This is a genomic window from Mesorhizobium sp. M8A.F.Ca.ET.165.01.1.1 (genome assembly GCF_004792065.1).
Lineage (GTDB): Bacteria > Pseudomonadota > Alphaproteobacteria > Rhizobiales > Rhizobiaceae > Mesorhizobium.
Map to the genome: position 1 here is coordinate 343,500 of NZ_SRTH01000001.1, position 16,145 is coordinate 359,644.

General features: G+C 63.9%; 17 protein-coding genes, 1 tRNA gene and 1 pseudogene. 6 read left to right on the plus strand and 13 right to left on the minus strand.

The features are described from left to right. Window positions 1–82 precede the first annotated feature (82 nt). Both ubiB and ubiE read right to left on the minus strand, forming a co-directional pair. A complete protein-coding gene (gene ubiB / locus EN808_RS01700) occupies window positions 83–1,657 on the minus strand; it encodes a 2-polyprenylphenol 6-hydroxylase (protein ID WP_135914998.1) in 1,575 nt (524 codons plus the stop codon). A 70-nt stretch (window positions 1,658–1,727) separates the two neighbouring features. Then, entirely contained in the window at window positions 1,728–2,504 is a 777-nt protein-coding gene (gene ubiE, locus EN808_RS01705) for a bifunctional demethylmenaquinone methyltransferase/2-methoxy-6-polyprenyl-1,4-benzoquinol methylase UbiE (protein WP_127280961.1), read from the minus strand. A 134-nt stretch (window positions 2,505–2,638) separates the two neighbouring features. Between ubiE and EN808_RS01710 the strand changes: the two genes are divergently transcribed. From EN808_RS01710 to EN808_RS01720, 3 genes are all read left to right on the plus strand, one after another. Then, entirely contained in the window at window positions 2,639–3,613 is a 975-nt protein-coding gene (locus EN808_RS01710; protein ID WP_135865706.1) for an adenosine deaminase, read from the plus strand. 149 nt (window positions 3,614–3,762) lie between these two features. Continuing rightward, on the plus strand, window positions 3,763–4,392 hold the full coding sequence (gene upp / locus EN808_RS01715) for a uracil phosphoribosyltransferase (protein WP_027143010.1): 630 nt from the start codon (window positions 3,763–3,765) through the stop codon (window positions 4,390–4,392). 225 nt (window positions 4,393–4,617) lie between these two features. Further along, window positions 4,618–5,181 (plus strand): TIGR02281 family clan AA aspartic protease, encoded by a 564-nt coding sequence (locus tag EN808_RS01720; RefSeq protein ID WP_135865702.1) that lies wholly within the window; start codon window positions 4,618–4,620, stop codon window positions 5,179–5,181. 7 nt (window positions 5,182–5,188) lie between these two features. Here the strand turns inward: EN808_RS01720 and deoA are convergent, their stop codons facing one another. From deoA to EN808_RS01750, 6 genes are read right to left on the minus strand one after another with little or no spacing between them, the layout of a single operon-like run. Further along, window positions 5,189–6,508 (minus strand): thymidine phosphorylase, encoded by a 1,320-nt coding sequence (gene deoA, locus EN808_RS01725; protein ID WP_127280031.1) that lies wholly within the window; start codon window positions 6,506–6,508, stop codon window positions 5,189–5,191. Next, window positions 6,508–7,317, minus strand: a complete 810-nt coding sequence (locus EN808_RS01730; protein ID WP_135914999.1) for a purine-nucleoside phosphorylase — start codon at window positions 7,315–7,317, stop codon at window positions 6,508–6,510. Before EN808_RS01730 ends, deoA begins: the two co-directional genes overlap by 1 nt. Before the next feature lie 47 nt (window positions 7,318–7,364). Next, window positions 7,365–7,757: a cytidine deaminase gene (gene cdd / locus EN808_RS01735; RefSeq protein ID WP_127280033.1), complete on the minus strand. Its 393-nt coding sequence runs from the start codon at window positions 7,755–7,757 to the stop codon at window positions 7,365–7,367. 53 nt (window positions 7,758–7,810) lie between these two features. Beyond that, the gene (locus tag EN808_RS01740) at window positions 7,811–8,782 is read right to left on the minus strand and encodes an ABC transporter permease (RefSeq protein ID WP_127280034.1); all 972 of its coding nucleotides are present in this window, start codon (window positions 8,780–8,782) and stop codon (window positions 7,811–7,813) included. Between the two features lies 1 nt (window position 8,783). After that, window positions 8,784–9,923: an ABC transporter permease gene (locus EN808_RS01745; RefSeq protein ID WP_135915000.1), complete on the minus strand. Its 1,140-nt coding sequence runs from the start codon at window positions 9,921–9,923 to the stop codon at window positions 8,784–8,786. Continuing rightward, complete coding sequence (locus EN808_RS01750; RefSeq protein ID WP_135915001.1) at window positions 9,920–11,452, minus strand: ABC transporter ATP-binding protein; 1,533 nt, start codon at window positions 11,450–11,452, stop codon at window positions 9,920–9,922. Before EN808_RS01750 ends, EN808_RS01745 begins: the two co-directional genes overlap by 4 nt. A gap of 216 nt (window positions 11,453–11,668) precedes the next feature. Between EN808_RS01750 and EN808_RS01755 the strand changes: the two genes are divergently transcribed. Both EN808_RS01755 and EN808_RS01760 read left to right on the plus strand, forming a co-directional pair. Then, window positions 11,669–11,875, plus strand: a complete 207-nt coding sequence (locus EN808_RS01755) for a SlyX family protein (protein WP_123151274.1) — start codon at window positions 11,669–11,671, stop codon at window positions 11,873–11,875. A 22-nt stretch (window positions 11,876–11,897) separates the two neighbouring features. Then, entirely contained in the window at window positions 11,898–12,296 is a 399-nt protein-coding gene (locus EN808_RS01760) for a hypothetical protein (RefSeq protein WP_135915002.1), read from the plus strand. Here the strand turns inward: EN808_RS01760 and EN808_RS01765 are convergent. From EN808_RS01765 to EN808_RS01780, 4 genes are all read right to left on the minus strand, one after another. Next, complete coding sequence (locus tag EN808_RS01765; protein WP_135915003.1) at window positions 12,275–12,751, minus strand: GNAT family N-acetyltransferase; 477 nt, start codon at window positions 12,749–12,751, stop codon at window positions 12,275–12,277. The two genes, EN808_RS01760 and EN808_RS01765, sit on opposite strands and share 22 nt — an antisense overlap. A 100-nt stretch (window positions 12,752–12,851) precedes the next feature. Continuing rightward, window positions 12,852–13,841: a BMP family ABC transporter substrate-binding protein gene (locus EN808_RS01770; protein ID WP_135915004.1), complete on the minus strand. Its 990-nt coding sequence runs from the start codon at window positions 13,839–13,841 to the stop codon at window positions 12,852–12,854. A 251-nt stretch (window positions 13,842–14,092) separates the two neighbouring features. Then, complete coding sequence (locus EN808_RS01775) at window positions 14,093–14,416, minus strand: hypothetical protein (protein ID WP_127280665.1); 324 nt, start codon at window positions 14,414–14,416, stop codon at window positions 14,093–14,095. 130 nt (window positions 14,417–14,546) lie between these two features. Beyond that, a complete protein-coding gene (locus tag EN808_RS01780) occupies window positions 14,547–15,266 on the minus strand; it encodes a DUF2569 domain-containing protein (RefSeq protein WP_245525017.1) in 720 nt (239 codons plus the stop codon). 372 nt (window positions 15,267–15,638) lie between these two features. Between EN808_RS01780 and EN808_RS01785 the strand changes: the two genes are divergently transcribed. After that, a tRNA-Ser gene (locus EN808_RS01785) sits at window positions 15,639–15,728 on the plus strand. 159 nt (window positions 15,729–15,887) lie between these two features. On the opposite strand, the pseudogene EN808_RS01790 reads toward EN808_RS01785, so the two are convergent. Continuing rightward, window positions 15,888–16,011 (minus strand): annotated as a pseudogene (locus EN808_RS01790) (IS3 family transposase); the annotation flags it as partial. Between the last annotated feature and the right edge of the window lie 134 nt (window positions 16,012–16,145).

The window sequence follows — 16,145 nt, forward strand, 5'->3', positions numbered from 1 at the left end:
GATTGCACTCTACTCATCTTGCCTGATAGCGATGATAGCAATGCAATCAAACTGCCGCAAGCCGCCGGCCCCCCTCGGAGGCCTAAAGCAGCTTCCAGGCAATATAAACCAGCGTCAGCGTGATCACCCACAGCGCCACGCGGCCGGATCGGCTGTAGCGCGCCTCGGCCTTGCCGATGGCGCGGGCGGTGGTCTCGTCGAAGCGCAGCCCGTGCTCCGCCATCAGGTCGATTTCGCGTGACAGCCGGTCAGTGCGCGCCGCAAGCTCCGGTGCCTGGCGCACCAGCGCCAGCAGCGCCTTGGTTCCGTCGCGGGCATCCACCATAAGACCGCGCGGCCCGAGGTTACCGGCGATCCAGCCGCCGACAACCGGTTCGGCGGTCTTCCACATGTTGAAGGCCGGGTCGAGCGTGCGCGCCACGCCCTCGACCACCACCATGGTCTTCTGTAGCAGGATCAATTCAGGCCGCGTCGCCATGTCGAAGAGTTCGGTCACCTCGAACAGCAGCGTCAAAAGCTTGGCCATCGAAATCGTTTCGGCGGGCTGGCCGTGGATCGGCTCGCCGATCGCACGGATCGCCTGCGCGAAGGCAGAGACATTGTGCTGGCGCGGCACATAGCCGGCCTCGAAATGCACCTCGGCGACGCGCAGATAATCGCGTGTGATGAAGCCGTAGAGGATTTCGGCGAGGAAGCGGCGCTCCTTCTTGCCGAGGCGCCCGGCAATGCCGAGATCGACGGCGACGATGGTGCCGTTTGCCTCGACGAATAAGTTGCCCGGATGCATGTCGGCATGGAAGAAGCCGTCGCGCAGCGTATGGCGCAAGAAGGACTGGATGAGGTTGGCGGCGATCGCCTTCAGGTCATGGCCGGCGGCTTCGAGGCCGGCGATGTTGTTCATCTTGATGCCGTCGACCCATTCCATGGTCAGCACGTCGCGGCCGGTGCGCTCCCAGTCGACGGTTGGGACACGGAAGCCGGGGTCATCCCTGGTGTTCTCGCCGAGTTCGGAGAGTGCCGCCGCCTCGAGGCGCAGGTCCATCTCGATCCTGGTGGTCTGGGCCAGCGTCTCGGTCACTTCGACCGGCCGCAGCCGGCGCGAGGAAGGGATGTATTTTTCCTGCAGGCGAGCAGCGAGAAAATAGCTTTCGAGATCGTGGAAGAAGCGGCGGCGAACGCCCGGCCGGATCACCTTCACCGCCACCTGGGTGGCCACGCCGTCATGCATGGTGTCGGCGGTATGCACCTGGGCGATGGATGCGGCCGCAACGGGATCGCCGAACCGCGCATAGAGATCGCCCACCTTGCGCCCGAGCGAGGCCTCGATGGCCGCGATCGCTTCGGCCTTCGGGAAGGTGTGCATTTTGTCCTGCAGCATGGCGAGATCGAGCGCCATGTCGTTGCCGACGACATCGGGCCGCGTCGCCAGGAACTGGCCAAGTTTGACGTAGGAAGGGCCGAGCCGGACCACCGCCTTCGCCAGCCGATCGCTGCGCTCATAGGCGAGCGCGCGGCGGCGGGTGAACAGCCGCGCCAGCCGCCAGCCGAATTTGGGCAGGCCGGACAGTTCCTCGCCGGGCAGAGCAGCGACGACGCCCTCGCGCACCAGCACCCAACCGGCCCGTATGAGCCGGAATCCCGCGCTGACGGTGCTCATGGCCGCGTCCGCCCCACCGGTTCATCGAACTGGAGCAAGGCGCGTCGCGTGCAGGAGATGGGCGACGGCTTCAAAGCTTCCAGCCCGAATGCAGGGCCGCTATGCCGCCGGAATAGTTGCGGAAGGAGACGCGCTCGAAGCCGGCGCGGGAAATCATCGCCGCGAAGTTTTGCTGATTGGGGAATTTCGCGATCGATTCGACCAGATAGGAATAGGGCTCGCCGTCGCCGGTGACCATCTTGCCGATCTTGGGAATGGCATTGAACGACCAGGCTTCGTAGACCTTGTCGAGCAGCGGCATCTCGACCTCGGAAAACTCCAGGCACAGGAGGCGGCCGCCGGGCTTCAGCACACGGAACGCCTCACCCAGGGCCACGTCGATATGCGGGACGTTGCGAATGCCGAACGCGATGGTGTAGGCGTCGAAACTGGCGTCAGGGAACGGCAGTTCCTCGGCGTTGGCCTCGACGAAGTCGGTGTTGCCGGACAATCTCTTCTTTTCAGCCCTGTCGCGGCCGACGGCGAGCATCGAGCCGTTGATGTCGAGCACGGTGGCATGCGCATGGCCATGGCTGGCATCGACGATGCGGAAGGCGATGTCTCCGGTGCCGCCGGCAACATCGAGCACGCGCCAGCCGGCGCGCTTGGGCGGATTGAGCCAGGCGACCATGGCGTCCTTCCACAGCCGGTGCAGGCCGCCTGACATCAGGTCGTTCATAAGGTCGTAGCGGTTGGCGACCTTGTGGAAAACATCGTTGACCAGGGACTGCTTCTCGCCTTCCCCTACACGCTTGAAACCATAGGAGGTTTCCATGCCGCCGGCGGCCGTGGTTCTCTCAACTGACATTTTTTTGATCCGTCATAAAACCGGCGGGACCATAGCCGATCGATGATGCGGGCGCTATTGTTTAAGGCGCGGTGTTCAGCCGCGCTTCCAGGTGGTGGGTTTTCAAGACCTGGACTGACCGACGGGATGTTTGAATGCCTTTGAAAGCGGAACTGCACTGCCACATTGAAGGGGCAGCGGCGCCCGAGCTCGTCATCCGGCAGGCGCAGAAATACGGCAAGGATACCTCGCCTTATATCCAGAACGGTTCCTTCGTCTGGCACGATTTCACCTCCTTTCTGGCGGCCTACGACTTTTCCGCCGACCTGTTCCGGACCGAGGAGGATTATGCGCGGCTGGCCGACCATTATCTGACCAGCCTGGCCCGCGACGGGGCAATCTACTCCGAGGTGTTCACCTCGCCGGACCACGCGACGAAAGCCGGGCTGTCACCCAAGGCCTACACCGACGCGCTCGGCGAAGGCATGCTGCGCGCCAAGGCCAAGACCGGCATAGAGGGCCGCATGATCGTCACCGGCGTGCGCCATGTCGGCGTTGAATCGATAGAGCGGGCGGCACGCTTCGCGGCGCGCTGCGGCCATCCGCTGGTCACCGGCTTCGGCGTCGCCGGCGACGAGCGCATGGGCGACATGGAAGACTATGTCAGGGCGTTCGAGATCGCCCGCGAGGCGGGGCTCGGCATCACCATCCATGCCGGCGAACTGACGGGCTGGGAGACCGTCCAGGCGGCACTCGACCATATCCGCCCATCGCGCGTCGGCCATGGCGTGCGCGCCATCGAAAACCCCGACCTTGTCCGGCGCATCGCCGACGAGGGCGTCGTGCTGGAGTGCTGCCCCGGTTCCAACATCGCGCTCAAGGTGTTCGACAGTTTCGCCGATCATCCGTTTCCGGCCCTGCAGGCGGCGGGCTGCAAGGTGACGCTCAACTCCGACGACCCGCCCTATTTCTGGACCTCGCTGAAGCGCGAATACGACATCGCGGCGGAGCATTTCGCGATGAATGAGAAAGCGCTCGCCGCGGTCACCAGGACGGCTATCGAGGCGGCTTTCGTCGACCGCAAGACCAAAGCAGCGCTTCTTGGCCGGCTGAACAGCGCCGCTCGCTGATTTCTTCCGACAAAGCTGTGGTCGATGCGGGCCAAGCGGTTCCTTGGCCGGTCCAATACCGCTAGGGTTCGCCCAAGCAGCTTGAAGCGCGACAGGTCCGAAAGGGTCCATGCGCGCGGTTTCGGGCGACACCGCATCAGGAGAACATCATGAAGGGCGTCACCGTCGTCGACCATCCGCTTGTCCAGCACAAGCTGACCATCATGCGCAAGAAGGAGACCTCGACGGCCGGCTTCCGGCGGCTGCTGCGCGAGATATCGCTGCTGCTTGGCTATGAGGTCACCCGCAATCTCGAACTGACGACGACAACGATCGAAACGCCCATGGAGACGATGGAAGCTCCGACGCTGGAGGGCAAGAAGCTGGTGTTCGCCTCGGTGCTGCGCGCCGGCAACGGCTTGCTCGAAGGCCTGCTCGACCTGGTGCCGGCGGCACGTGTCGCCCATGTCGGCCTCTACCGCGATCACGAAACGCTGGAGGCTGTCGAGTATTTCTTCAAGGCGCCAAGCGACCTCGGCGACCGGCTGGTCATCGTCGTCGACCCGATGCTGGCGACCGCCAATTCGGCGATCGCGGCGATCGACAAGTTGAAAGAGCGCGGCGCCACCAACATCCGCTTCCTGTGCCTGCTGGCGGCGCCCGAAGGCATCGAGCGCTTTACCAAGGCACATCCGGATGTCCCGGTCTTCACCGCGTCCATCGATCGCCAGCTCAACGAGAAGGGCTACATCATGCCTGGTCTCGGCGACGCCGGCGATCGCATGTACGGGACGAAGTAATACCAAGCAAAGTGCTTGGTATGATTTACCAAATGTTTACGCAAAGACGCGGTTTCGGCACGCGTTAAAGCGGCAAACACCATCCAGCGCTAATGAATCGGCTCTCACTACAGCGCCGTGTCTCCATTCGGACGCACAAAAGGACGATGTAGCACTTTGTTTTTTGCGCATGAGCCTTTCCGAAAATCGATCTCGATTTTCGGGGTCATGCGGCGAGGCCGATCCATGCTGCGCAAGCTTCTTATTCTCAGCGTCTTTGCCGGTGCGTCGGCATCAATCCCGGTTGTCTACCAGTCGAATCCGCGAATATTCGAAAACCTGCTGAAATCGGCTGTGACGGCCAAGCCCGGGGCGGAGACGCAACCCGAGGTCAGCCTGGCGTCCGTTCCCGACAAGCCGGTGGCGCCGCTGCCAACCGGCCGCAAGGTCGTGGTTGCGGCGGACGGGCGCGGACACTTTTCGTCCACCTTCAGGCTCAACGGCCGTCAGGTCGACGGCATGATCGACACCGGTGCGACGCTGGTGGCGGTCAATATGTCGACGGCACGCCGGATCGGGCTGTCGCTCAATCCCTCCGATTTCAGCCACGAGGTCAACACCGCCAACGGCACCATCAAGGCAGCCGTGGTGATGATCGACCGCCTGCAGATCGGCAGCATCAGCGTCGACGGAGTGCAGGCGATCGTGCTCGACGACAAGGCACTGGGCACCAACCTGATCGGTATGAGTTTTCTCAATCGGCTCGGCAAATACCAGGCCGAGAACGGCACGCTGCTGTTGGTTCAGTAGGGTGCAGTCAGCCGCGCGGCAGAATCCGCCGGATGACCGACTTGTCGGCGGACGGCTTCGAAGCACCGATCGCATAGGCTGAAAGCACCGCCGCGGCTGCCGCTTCGGCATCGGACGGTGAGCGGGCATGGATCAGCGCTAGCGCGTCTCCGGCTTTTACTTCCGCGCCTATGGGCAGCAGCCTGGTGATGCCGACGGCGGGATCTATCTTGTCGTCGGGCCGGGTGCGCCCGCCGCCCAGCCCGACCACGGCGAGGCCGATGTCGCGGGTGGCTATATTCGTGACGAAACCCTCTGTCGTCGCCTTGACGGCGAATTCCGTTGCCGCCTCGGGCAGGTATTTTTCCGGCTTCTCGATGAAATCGGCCGGACCGCCAAGCACGGTCACCATGCGCGCGAAGGTGGCGGCGGCACGGCCGCTGGCCAGCGTCTCGGTGGCGCGACGCATGCCGTCCTGGTTGGACGATACCAGCCCCGCCGACTGCAGCATTTCAGCGGCAAGCGCCAGCGTCACATCCTCCAGCCGCCGGTCACGCAAGCGGCCGGTCAGAAAATCGACGGCATTGCGCACCTCGACCGCATTGCCGGCGGCCGAGGCCAGCGGTTCGTTCATGCCGGTGATCAGCGCCGAGACCTTCAGCCCAGCCCCGCCGGCGACCTCGACCAGGCTGTTGGCGAGCGCGGTCGCATCACGGGATTTCTCCATGAAGGCGCCGTTGCCGACCTTGACGTCGAGCACCAGCGATTGCAGGCCCGCCGCGAGCTTCTTCGACAGGATCGATGCCGTGATCAGCGGCACCGATTCCACGGTTCCGGTCACGTCGCGGATGGCGTAGAGCCGGCGATCGGCGGGTGCCAGATCAGCGGTCTGGCCGATGATGGCGCAGCCCGTTTCCAGCACCGCCTTGCGGAACAGCGCGATGTCGGGCTGGCTGGTGTAGCCGGGAATGGCATCCATCTTGTCCAGCGTGCCGCCGGTATGGCCGAGGCCTCGGCCCGAGATCATCGGCACATAGGCGCCGCAGGCGGCGACGATCGGCGCCAGCATCAGCGAGACATTGTCGCCGACGCCGCCCGTCGAATGCTTGTCGGTGACGGGGCCTGGCAAATCCGACCAGTCGAGCACGTCGCCGGAATCGCGCATGGCAAGCGTCATCGCCACGGCCTCGTCGCGGTTCATGCCGTTGAAGAACACCGCCATGGCGAAGGCCGCGACCTGGCCGTCGGTTACGGTGCCCGACGTCACGCCGTCGATGAAGGCGGCGATCTCGTGAGGCGCCAGCCTGTGGCCGTCGCGTTTGTGACGGATGATTTCCTGTGGAAGCATCAGCTCTCCAGCAGCCCGTCACGGAACACGCGCTGCAGCACCGTTGCCAGCCTCGATCCGCCAACCGGCGCCATGTCCTTGGTTTCCTGGTGCGAAAGCTCGGCTCCGGTCATGCCGGCGGCCAAATTGGTGATGACCGAGCAGGCGGCGACGCGCAGACCGAGGAACCGGGCGAGAATGACTTCCGGCACGGTCGACATGCCGACGGCGTTGGCGCCCATGATGCGCGCCATGCGGATTTCGGCCGGCGTCTCGAAGCAGGGGCCTGAGAACCACATATAGACGCCCTTGTGCAGCGCTGTGCCCGTCGCCTTGGCCGCGCGTTCGATCGCGTCACGGATGCCGGCATCGTAGGCTTCGGTCAGGCCGACGAAGCGGCGGTCGCTCGGCTCGCCGATCAGCGGATTGGTGCCGGAGAAGTTGATGTGATCGGTGAGCAGCATCACCGAGCCCGGCGGCATGTCCGGATCGACCGAGCCGGCTGAGTTGGTGAGGATCAGTTTCGTGATGCCGATGCCGGCAAGCACTTCCAGCACCGGACGCATCGCCGCGGCGTTGCCATGCTCATAGTAGTGGGCGCGGCCGGACAACATCAGCACCGGAACGCCGGCAAACAGCCCGGCGACCACTTCGCCGGCATGGCCGCTGACACCGCTCCTGGGAAAGCCAGGCAGGTCGGCATAGGAGACGCGGATGGGATTCTCGATCCGGTCGACAAGGCCGCCCAGCCCCGAACCCAGCACCAGCGCGGTCGACGGCGCCAGGCCGTCCAGCCTTTCGATAAGATGGTCCAGCGCTTTTTCCGTCATCTCGGCCTACGCTTCATTTGAGCCAGCTTTGCATGTGAGCCAACGCGTCATTTGAGGATATCGCCGCGAAAGCCATAGGGCAGCATGTCGCCCATGGTCACGGTCTCGGCCACGCCGGTGTTGTCGCAGAGGTAGAGTTTCGTTTCCGGGCGGCAGAATTCGGCCAGCCGCTGACGGCAGCCGCCACACGGCGAGCATTTGGCCATGCGTTCGGCAAGGACGGCGATTTCCACGATCTTGCCGCCGCCGCCCATGATGTAGTGGCCAAGCGCGGTGGTCTCGGCGCACCAGCCCTCGGGATAAGAGGCGACCTCGATGTTGGCGCCGGTGAAGACGCGCCCGTCCTCGGTGCGCAAGGCGGCACCCACCGGGAATTTCGAATAGGGCGCATAGGCCTTGGCCATGGCGGCCTTGGCCGCTTCGAACAGATCATGCGACATTCAGGTGTTCTCTCCGATGATCGTGTCCAAAACCCGGCGTGGGGAGTCTTGTCCTAGCGTTCCTTGACGTAAGGCACGCCGCCAGCGCGCGGCGGGATGGCCTTGCCGATGAAGCCGGCGAGCAGGATGACGGTCAGCACATAAGGCAGCGCCTGCATGAACTGCACCGACACCTTGCCAACAATGGGCAGCGGTGTCCCCTGCAGGCGGATCGACGCCGCGTCGAGGAAGCCGAACAGCAGGCAGGCGAACATGGCGTTGACCGGCTTCCATTTGGCGAAGATCAGCGCGGCCAGCGCGATGTAGCCCTTGCCCGCCGTCATGTCCTTCACGAAGCCGCCATTCTGCACCATCGAAAGATAGGCGCCGGCGAACCCGGTCAGGATGCCGGTGCAGATCAGCGCCCGATAGCGCAGCCAGGCGACCGAGATGCCAGCCGTGTCGACCGCGGCCGGATTTTCGCCGACCGCGCGCAGCCTGAGGCCGAAGCGCGTGCGAAACAGCACCCACCAGGTGAACGGCACCATCGCAAAGGCGAAATAGACGAGGATCGAATGGCCGGAGATCAGTTCGGCGTAGATCGGACCGATGATCGGCACGTCCCTGGCCGCGTCGGCGCCAGGCCAGATGATCGCCTCGAACCGCTCGCCGGGTTGCAGCGCCGGCGTGCGGCCACCCTGCTGGAACCAGGCCTGGCCGAGGATGATGGTCGATCCGGCGGCGACGAAGTTGATCGCCACGCCCGAAACGATCTGGTTGCCGCGATGGGTGATCGAGGCAAAGCCGTGCACCAGCGCGAAAGCGACAGAGATCAGGACCGCCATGCCGAGACCGATAAGCGCCGAGTGGAACACGGAAGCCGCAGCAGCCCCCGCGAAGGCGCCGACCAGCATCTTGCCTTCGAGGCCGATGTCGAAAATGCCGGCCCGCTCCGAATAGAGGCCGGCGAGGCAGGCAAGCAGCAGCGGCACCGACAGGCGGATGGTCGAGTCCAGCACCTGGATGATTGCGTTGAAGATGTCCATCTCAGGCGCCCTTCCCGTTGACAGCCTGCATGCCCACCGATTTCGGGCTGAACGAGGCGAACAGAGCCTGGATATAGGGCCTGAACATGTGCTCCAGCGCGCCGGCGAAAAGGATGACCAGGCCTTGAATGATGACGATCATGTCGCGGCTGATCGCCGGCATCTCGAAGGCGAGTTCGGCGCCGCCCTGGTAGAGCATGCCGAACAGGATCGCCGCCAGCACGATGCCGACCGGATGCAGGCGGCCCATCAGCGCCACCGCGATGCCGACGAAGCCGGCGCCCGAGACGAAGTCGATCGCGACATTGTGCTGGTCGCCCATCACCGGGTTGAGCGCCATCATGCCGGCCAGCGCGCCCGAGATCATCATGGCGGTGATGATGATGCGCGTTTCCGAAATGCCGGCATAGCGGGCCGCCTTCGGGCTGTGGCCATAGGTGCGCATCTCGTAGCCGAGCCTCGTGCGCCAGATCAGCAGCCAGACCAGGAAGGCCATCGCCAGCGCCAGCAGGAAGCAGATGTTGAGCGGGGCCGAGCGGATCTTGGCGCCGAACAGTTCGATGATCCAGTTGAGCTTCGGCAGTTCGGCGCCGGCGAGGAAGTTGCGCGTCTGCGGCGCCTGAGACCCTGCCGGCTTCAGCGGACCGACCAGCAGGTAGACCATGATCGAGGCGGCGATGAAGTTGAACATGATCGTCGTGATGACGATGTGCGAGCCGCGCCTGGCCTGCAGGTAGGCGGGGATCAACGCCCACAACGCGCCCACGAGCGCCGAGGCCACGATGGCCAGCGGAAATGTCAGCCACCAGGGCAGTGTGCTGTCGAAGGAAAGACAGACGATGGCGATGCCGAGGCCGGCGATGTAGGCCTGTCCCTCGGTGCCGATGTTGAACAGGCCGCAATGCGCCGCCACCGCCACCGAAAGCCCGGTGAATATGAAGGTCGTGGCATAGAAGAGGGTGAAGGCGATGCCAGTTCCCTTGCCGAAGGCGCCTTCGACCAGGATGACGGCGGCGCGGAACGGGTTTTCGCCGACCAGCATGACGACGAAGCCGGCGACGATGAAGGCGACCGACAGGTTGATCAGCGGGATCAGCCCGTAGTCGGCCCAGGCCGGCAATTTGGCGTAAGGCGTGCTCATTGCGCGGCCTCCTGATGCTCGACACCGGCCATCAGCAGGCCAAGCTCGCCTTCGGTCGTCTCGGGGCCGCGCTCGCCGACGATGCGGCCGGCAAACATCACCAGGATGCGATCGGAGAGGGAACGGATCTCGTCGAGTTCGACCGAGACCACCAGCACCGCCTTGCCCTGGTCGCGCATGGCGATCAGGCGCTTGTGGATGAATTCGATGGCGCCGACATCGACGCCGCGCGTCGGCTGGCCGACGATCAGCACGCCGGGGTCCTGTTCGATTTCGCGCGCGAGCACGATCTTCTGCTGGTTGCCGCCGGAAAAATTGGCCGTCTTCAGGCGCGGATTGCCGGGACGAATGTCGTATTTCTCGATCTTGTCCTTGGCATCGGCCATGATGGCGTCGATGTTGAGGAACGGTCCCCTGAGGTAACGGGGATCGTCGTGGTAGCCGAGGATGGAATTCTCGTTTTCCTCGAAGGCCAGCACCAGACCGACATGGTGGCGGTCCTCCGGCACGTGGGCGAGGCCGCGGTCGCGCAATTCGCCGGGATCGGCCTTGCCGGTGAGATCGATCGGCTTGCCCTCGAGCATCACGGAACCGGAAACGGCGTGCCTGATGCCGGAAATCGCCTCGAGCAATTCGGATTGGCCGTTGCCGGCGACGCCGGCGATGCCGACGATCTCGCCGGCGCGCAAGTCGAAGGAGACGTCGTCGACCATGGTGACGCCGCGGGAATCCCTGACCGTCAGGTTCTTGACCGCGAGCTTGACGGCACCGGCCTCGGCGTCGCCCTTTTCGACCCGGAGCAAGACGCGCCGCCCGACCATCAGCTCGGCCAGCTCCTCGACGGTGGTTTTCCTGGTCTCCCGGGTCGCCACCATCGTGCCCTGACGCATGACCGACACGGTGTCGGTGATGGCCATGATCTCGCGCAGCTTGTGGGTGATCAATACCACCGTCTTTCCCTGTTCCTTCAACTGTCTGAGGATGCGGAACAGGTGGTCGGCCTCGGCCGGGGTCAAGACGCCCGTCGGCTCGTCGAGGATCAGGATTTCGGCGCCGCGATAAAGCGCCTTCAGGATTTCGACGCGCTGCTGCAGGCCGACCGGCAGTTCCTCGATGATCGCATCGGGATCGACTTCCAGCCCGTATTCGCGTTCCAGCCGGTCAAGCTCGGAGCGCGCCTTGGCGATGCTGCTCTTCAGAAGCGCATCGGTTTCGGCGCCGAGGATGATGTTCTCCAGCACCGTGAAATTGTCGACCAGCATGAAATGCTGGTGCACCATGCCGATGCCGAGCGCGATCGCGTCGTTGGGGGTCTTGATCGACGCCGGCTTGCCGCCGACACGGATCTCGCCGCTGTCGGCCTGGTAGAAACCGTAGAGGATCGACATCAGCGTCGACTTGCCGGCGCCGTTCTCGCCGACGATGCCGTGAATAGTGCCGCGCGCGATCTCCAGATTGATGTCGCGGTTGGCGCGCACCGCGCCAAAACTCTTGTTGATGCCTGTCAGTTCGATTGCGGCTTGCGCCATGCAGCCTGTCCCACTCTTATTTTTTTATCGCTTGGTCAAAATGCCTAGCATGACGCTCCGCCCATGCCAATTGTCCGGAGCAGCGTCCACTCTCGACAAATCCGCGCGCGCTTGTCAATTTCGAACGTGGCCGAAGCTCTCGCATTCGCTAATATGGCGAGGTCGATTTGACGTTGCGGCGTAAGGTGTCGCGGTACGAACTGGGGACTTTGCATGATCATGCCCGCCGACCGGCTGACGACGCTGGAAATCCGCGCCGCCGAGCAGGAGAAGACCATCGAGGAACTGTCGGGCCAGATTGCCGAGCAGTGGAAGGTGATCGAACGCATGCAGCGCAAGCTCGATGCGTTGACCGACCGCTTCCTGGCCCTTGAAGAGCAGGCGGCACCGGATGTGCCGGTGACCAAACCGCCGCACTGGTGAGGAGAAGGGGAGGGTCCTGGCCATGGCCGGTGAAAGCGACCGCATCGCAAGGGCCGGCGATTATGTGCTCGGCCTGATGAACGATGCCGAGCGCGAGCGGGCCGAGCGCGACCTCGAGATCGACCCTGCCTTCCGCGACGCGGTGGTGCAACTCGCCGAACGCATGCATGTTTTCGACCGTGCCGAAAAACCAGCCGGCGCCAATCATTGGGCGCTGGTCACGCAACGCCTCGCCGAATTGCCGCAAATGCGCAGCGTTGGCCTGGGCGGCAACGATGCCAAACCGCCGACAGTGATCCGAAGCCTGTCCCGACAGCCGTACGGCGTTGGCGTGCACGCGCTGGGCGGCCGGCGTGGATTTGTCGTCATGGTCGGGCTGATTGCGGCCTTCGCGCTCGGTTATCTCCTGGGGAAACTGTGATCCAGTCGGCGCGACATCAGCATCATCGTTTCGCCGTCCTGCCCGCACACCTTCACGGCGTTCCAGCCGAGTCCCGCATAGAACTCGCGCGCTTGCCATGTGTAGAGGTAGAGCATCTCGACGCCGACTGACGCAGCATGCGCTTCGATTGCCTTGACCAGCGCGGCGCCGGTTCCCTTGCCTCGATGACCGGCATCGACGACGAGCCCGGCCAGCCATGGTGTCACATCATGCGCCGGTTCCAGTTCATGGCGCACCAGCAAGCAAGTGCCGACCGGCACATCGTTGATACGGGCAACCAGAGCCGTTTCAAAGCCGTCGCTGATCAGCAGATTGCGGAGCCCTGCCGCATCCTCTTCCAGCGTCCTTTCCGTGCCCTCGAAGAAGGCGGCAATCCGCAGTCTCGCCACGGCGTCGATGTCATGCTCGCGCATGGGTTCGATCGTTGGCTGCATCCCTCTCTCCAATGCCATTTGCAAGCTTCGTCTGGTCCGGCAAAAGCAAACCGCCGGGCGTTGCCCGGCGGTTCCAGTCATTGCCGTATGGTGCCGCCGATCAATAGGGGCAGGCGTTGTCGGCTGTGTAGTCGTGCACCTGGATCTTGCCGGCGATGATGTCGGCCTTGGCCTTTTCGACCGCCGCCTTCATTTCGTCGGTCACCAGCGCCTTGTTGTTGTCGTCCATGGCGTAGTCGACACCGCCTTCCTTGAGGCCGAGATTTTGCACGCCACCTTTGAAGGTGCCGTTCTTGCCGTCCATGAAGGCATTGTAGACGGCGACGTCCACACGCTTCATCATCGAGGTCAGCACCTTGCCGGGCTGCAGGCCGTTCTGGTTGGAATCGACGCCGATGCCGAGCTTGCCGGCATCAGCCGCCGCCTGCAGCACGCCGACGCCGGTGCCGCCGGCCGCGGCGTAGACCACGTCGGAGCCCTGGTCGATCTGCGTCTTGGCGATCTCGCCGCCCTTGGCCGGGTCGTTCCAGGCAGCCGGCGTGTCGCCGGTCATGTTCTGGATGACATCGGTCGCGCCTGCCGCCTTGGCGCCGCCGACATAGCCGCATTCGAATTTGCGGATCAGCGGGATGTCCATGCCGCCGATGAAGGAGACCTTCTTGGATTTCGAGGCCATCCCCGCCAGGATGCCGACGAGATAGGAGCCTTCATTCTCCTTGAACACCAGCGAACGGACGTTGGGCAGGTCGACGGCATCGTCGATGATGGCGAAGTTCAGGTCGGGATAATCTTTTGCGACCGCTTTGAGGGCGTCCTCCCAGGCAAAGCCGGCCATGACGATCGGGTTACGGCCGTCCTCGGCGAAGCGGCGCAGCGCCTGCTCGCGCTGCGAGGCGTTCGACACTTCGAACTCCACATATGCAACGCCGGTCTCGGTCTTGAATTTCTCGGCGCCGTGGTAGGCCGCCTCGTTGAAGGATTTGTCGAACTTGCCGCCCAGATCATAGAGGATGGCCGGCTGGACATCCGCGGCGAAAGCCGGAAGAACCATTGCGGTTACGGCCAGGAGGCCGAGAACGATACGTTTCATGTGATCCACACCCTGTCGGTTATTTTTTCCGTTACGCACCGCCTGTCTGCCCGGTTCTCCGGCAGGCAAACGACGTTAGCCAGGAGTGTATTCCCCTCCCGCTCCCGGGCAATCTGGCACGGCCCGAAACAAAATTCACGCGGAATTTTGACCTTTTGGAAAAGCATGCCATGGGCACGCCGCGCCGCGATCCGATCCTTGCGCGGAAGCCGTCAGGAGGTGGCCGGAATGGCGCGGGCGATGCCGATGGGTCAGTTCGCGGCGAACTGTCCCGTGCGCCGTTGCCGCCGGTAGCCGATGGCGTAAAGCAGGAAGGCCAGCACCGCGAAGACGGCAAAGCCCGGCTGGTTGAGCACCCAGGCGACGGCGCCATCCCACAGCAGCGGACTGGCCTTGGCGCGGACATAGGTTTCGAAGGCCGCCCGCGTGTCCGGCGAGACAGCCAGCCAGCTGGCGTTGAGCGGGGTCAGCACGAGGGCCGAAGCCGCCACCGTGCGCGTCGTGTCGAGCACCGCCATGATGACGGAAACCGACAGCGCGACCATGGCCGCAAGACGAAAGACGAAGCGAAACATCAAGGCTCTCCCCCGGTTCATCCTGGAGCTGACCAGGAGCCTCCGGCACATGTCCCGAACCAGAAATAGAATGCGTGCGGTTTGTCCGCAATCGCGATACGCGAATTTGAAGGTTCGCGCTTTCTGAACCCTATGCGACTGGCCTGCGCCCGCGGCGGTGAACGAGCCAGGCGGCAAGGATGCCGCCGGCAATGGCGCCGACCACCAGCCCGGCCAAGCCGATGAAGGCGGCGAAGTAGCCGCAGCCGCCCTCGAAGCAACTGACCTCGGCGACATCGGCAATCACCGAGCCAGCCAGGAAGCCGCCAACCGCACCGATGACCGCGCCCAGGATGATGCCGAGCAAGGCAGCGACGATGGAAACGAAGACCGACGGCGCATCGGTCGGCGGCCTGGCATAGACGCCTTCGGCGCCGGAGCCGCGGCGCAGCAGATAGATGCAGAGCAGGCCGATGGCGATTTCGGCGCCGCCGATGAACTGGCTCCTGGCGGAGAAGACGAAATCGGGCACGGCAAGCACATAGGCCTGCCTCGCCAGCACCCAGACGATGGTTGCCACCTGCCAGATGATGAACTGACGCGGGAAGCGCGCCGAGCGGCCAAAGGCAAGGCCGAGCAGGTAAAGCCCCCACAGGATGGTGATGATGTCGACGGCAAGCCCGCCAAGGAGGAAATAGAAGATCCTGTCCGGCAGGCCGGAGTCGCCGGTCAGCCACCAGGCCGAGGCCAGGCCGTAGACCGACCACGCCATGACGAAGATGAGCCAACCCACCGGGACATAAGACAGGTCGTTGCCTGGCCGCCCGACTGGCGCCTGCCCGCTACCCGGTTGTTCACTGCTTGATGTCATGTCCGGACGATGCCCCCGCAAAGCCTCAGCGTCACTCGACAGGTGGCCGGCGGCGAAGTCAAGCGCGGCCGGTCTTGCGGCCTTGCCTGTGCACATCATTCGGGGCGTCGGCACCTCGAAACGGATGCCGCGGCGGCCTCGCGAAGCACTGTGTGGCCGGCAAAGCGAATAGACTGCCGTTATGGCTTGGCATTCGGCGCGGGATCGACTAGATGAGCCCCGCGCCTGTTGCTTTGACGGCTCAGGTGCGAGGGGAAGGTGCTTGCTGGTTGGCGGCACCCACGGCGCTGATATCGCGTACCGGCTCCCTGAAGGGACTGCATTGTCCCCAACCCGCGCGGCGAAACCGGCCGTCGCGAAAAATGCAAGGACGGAGAGGTGGCCGAGTGGTTGAAGGCGCACGCCTGGAAAGTGTGTTTACGGGAGACCGTAACGCGGGTTCGAATCCCGCTCTCTCCGCCATACCATCAACAAAAACAACAGCTTATAGTGAAATTCAGAATTTACCCGCCAAAGAGCCCATCATGCAGAATGCTATTGATTTAGGCAGCTGCGACGGCATGAGACATCCGGCCGGGGCGCCATTCCCATCATAAAACGATATCTTGGACTCATCGAGATCATGATGAGGAAGCGGCGCCCGTCGGTGGGCTGGTCCGATACGAAGTCAGCGCTCGTCGGCCCTCAGCGGCACCAGCATCGGCGCTCTAGTCCCGATCCCCCGTTTGCGGCCGCCGCGGTGGCGCCTTGGGTAATGCGGGCACCTTCTTTCCGACACGAACTTTGTTCCAGTATCCTGCGGCGGGGACGCGATTCCGCATCGCTTCAGCAGCTTCTTTAGGCCGACATCTGGCCTACTGATTCAGTTTCGACAATCGA

Excerpts from the sequence above, each read along its gene's own strand:
- ubiB (WP_135914998.1), bottom strand. The coding sequence starts at position 1,657 with ATGAGCACCGTCAGCGCGGGATTCCGGCTCATACGGGCCGGTTGGGTG.
- ubiE (WP_127280961.1), bottom strand. The coding sequence starts at position 2,504 with ATGTCAGTTGAGAGAACCACGGCCGCCGGCGGCATGGAAACCTCCTAT.
- EN808_RS01710 (WP_135865706.1), top strand. The coding sequence starts at position 2,639 with ATGCCTTTGAAAGCGGAACTGCACTGCCACATTGAAGGGGCAGCGGCG.
- upp (WP_027143010.1), top strand. The coding sequence starts at position 3,763 with ATGAAGGGCGTCACCGTCGTCGACCATCCGCTTGTCCAGCACAAGCTG.
- EN808_RS01720 (WP_135865702.1), top strand. The coding sequence starts at position 4,618 with ATGCTGCGCAAGCTTCTTATTCTCAGCGTCTTTGCCGGTGCGTCGGCA.
- deoA (WP_127280031.1), bottom strand. The coding sequence starts at position 6,508 with ATGCTTCCACAGGAAATCATCCGTCACAAACGCGACGGCCACAGGCTG.
- EN808_RS01730 (WP_135914999.1), bottom strand. The coding sequence starts at position 7,317 with ATGACGGAAAAAGCGCTGGACCATCTTATCGAAAGGCTGGACGGCCTG.
- cdd (WP_127280033.1), bottom strand. The coding sequence starts at position 7,757 with ATGTCGCATGATCTGTTCGAAGCGGCCAAGGCCGCCATGGCCAAGGCC.
- EN808_RS01740 (WP_127280034.1), bottom strand. The coding sequence starts at position 8,782 with ATGGACATCTTCAACGCAATCATCCAGGTGCTGGACTCGACCATCCGC.
- EN808_RS01745 (WP_135915000.1), bottom strand. The coding sequence starts at position 9,923 with ATGAGCACGCCTTACGCCAAATTGCCGGCCTGGGCCGACTACGGGCTG.
- EN808_RS01750 (WP_135915001.1), bottom strand. The coding sequence starts at position 11,452 with ATGGCGCAAGCCGCAATCGAACTGACAGGCATCAACAAGAGTTTTGGC.
- EN808_RS01760 (WP_135915002.1), top strand. The coding sequence starts at position 11,898 with ATGGCCGGTGAAAGCGACCGCATCGCAAGGGCCGGCGATTATGTGCTC.
- EN808_RS01765 (WP_135915003.1), bottom strand. The coding sequence starts at position 12,751 with ATGCAGCCAACGATCGAACCCATGCGCGAGCATGACATCGACGCCGTG.
- EN808_RS01770 (WP_135915004.1), bottom strand. The coding sequence starts at position 13,841 with ATGAAACGTATCGTTCTCGGCCTCCTGGCCGTAACCGCAATGGTTCTT.
- EN808_RS01775 (WP_127280665.1), bottom strand. The coding sequence starts at position 14,416 with ATGTTTCGCTTCGTCTTTCGTCTTGCGGCCATGGTCGCGCTGTCGGTT.
- EN808_RS01780 (WP_245525017.1), bottom strand. The coding sequence starts at position 15,266 with ATGACATCAAGCAGTGAACAACCGGGTAGCGGGCAGGCGCCAGTCGGG.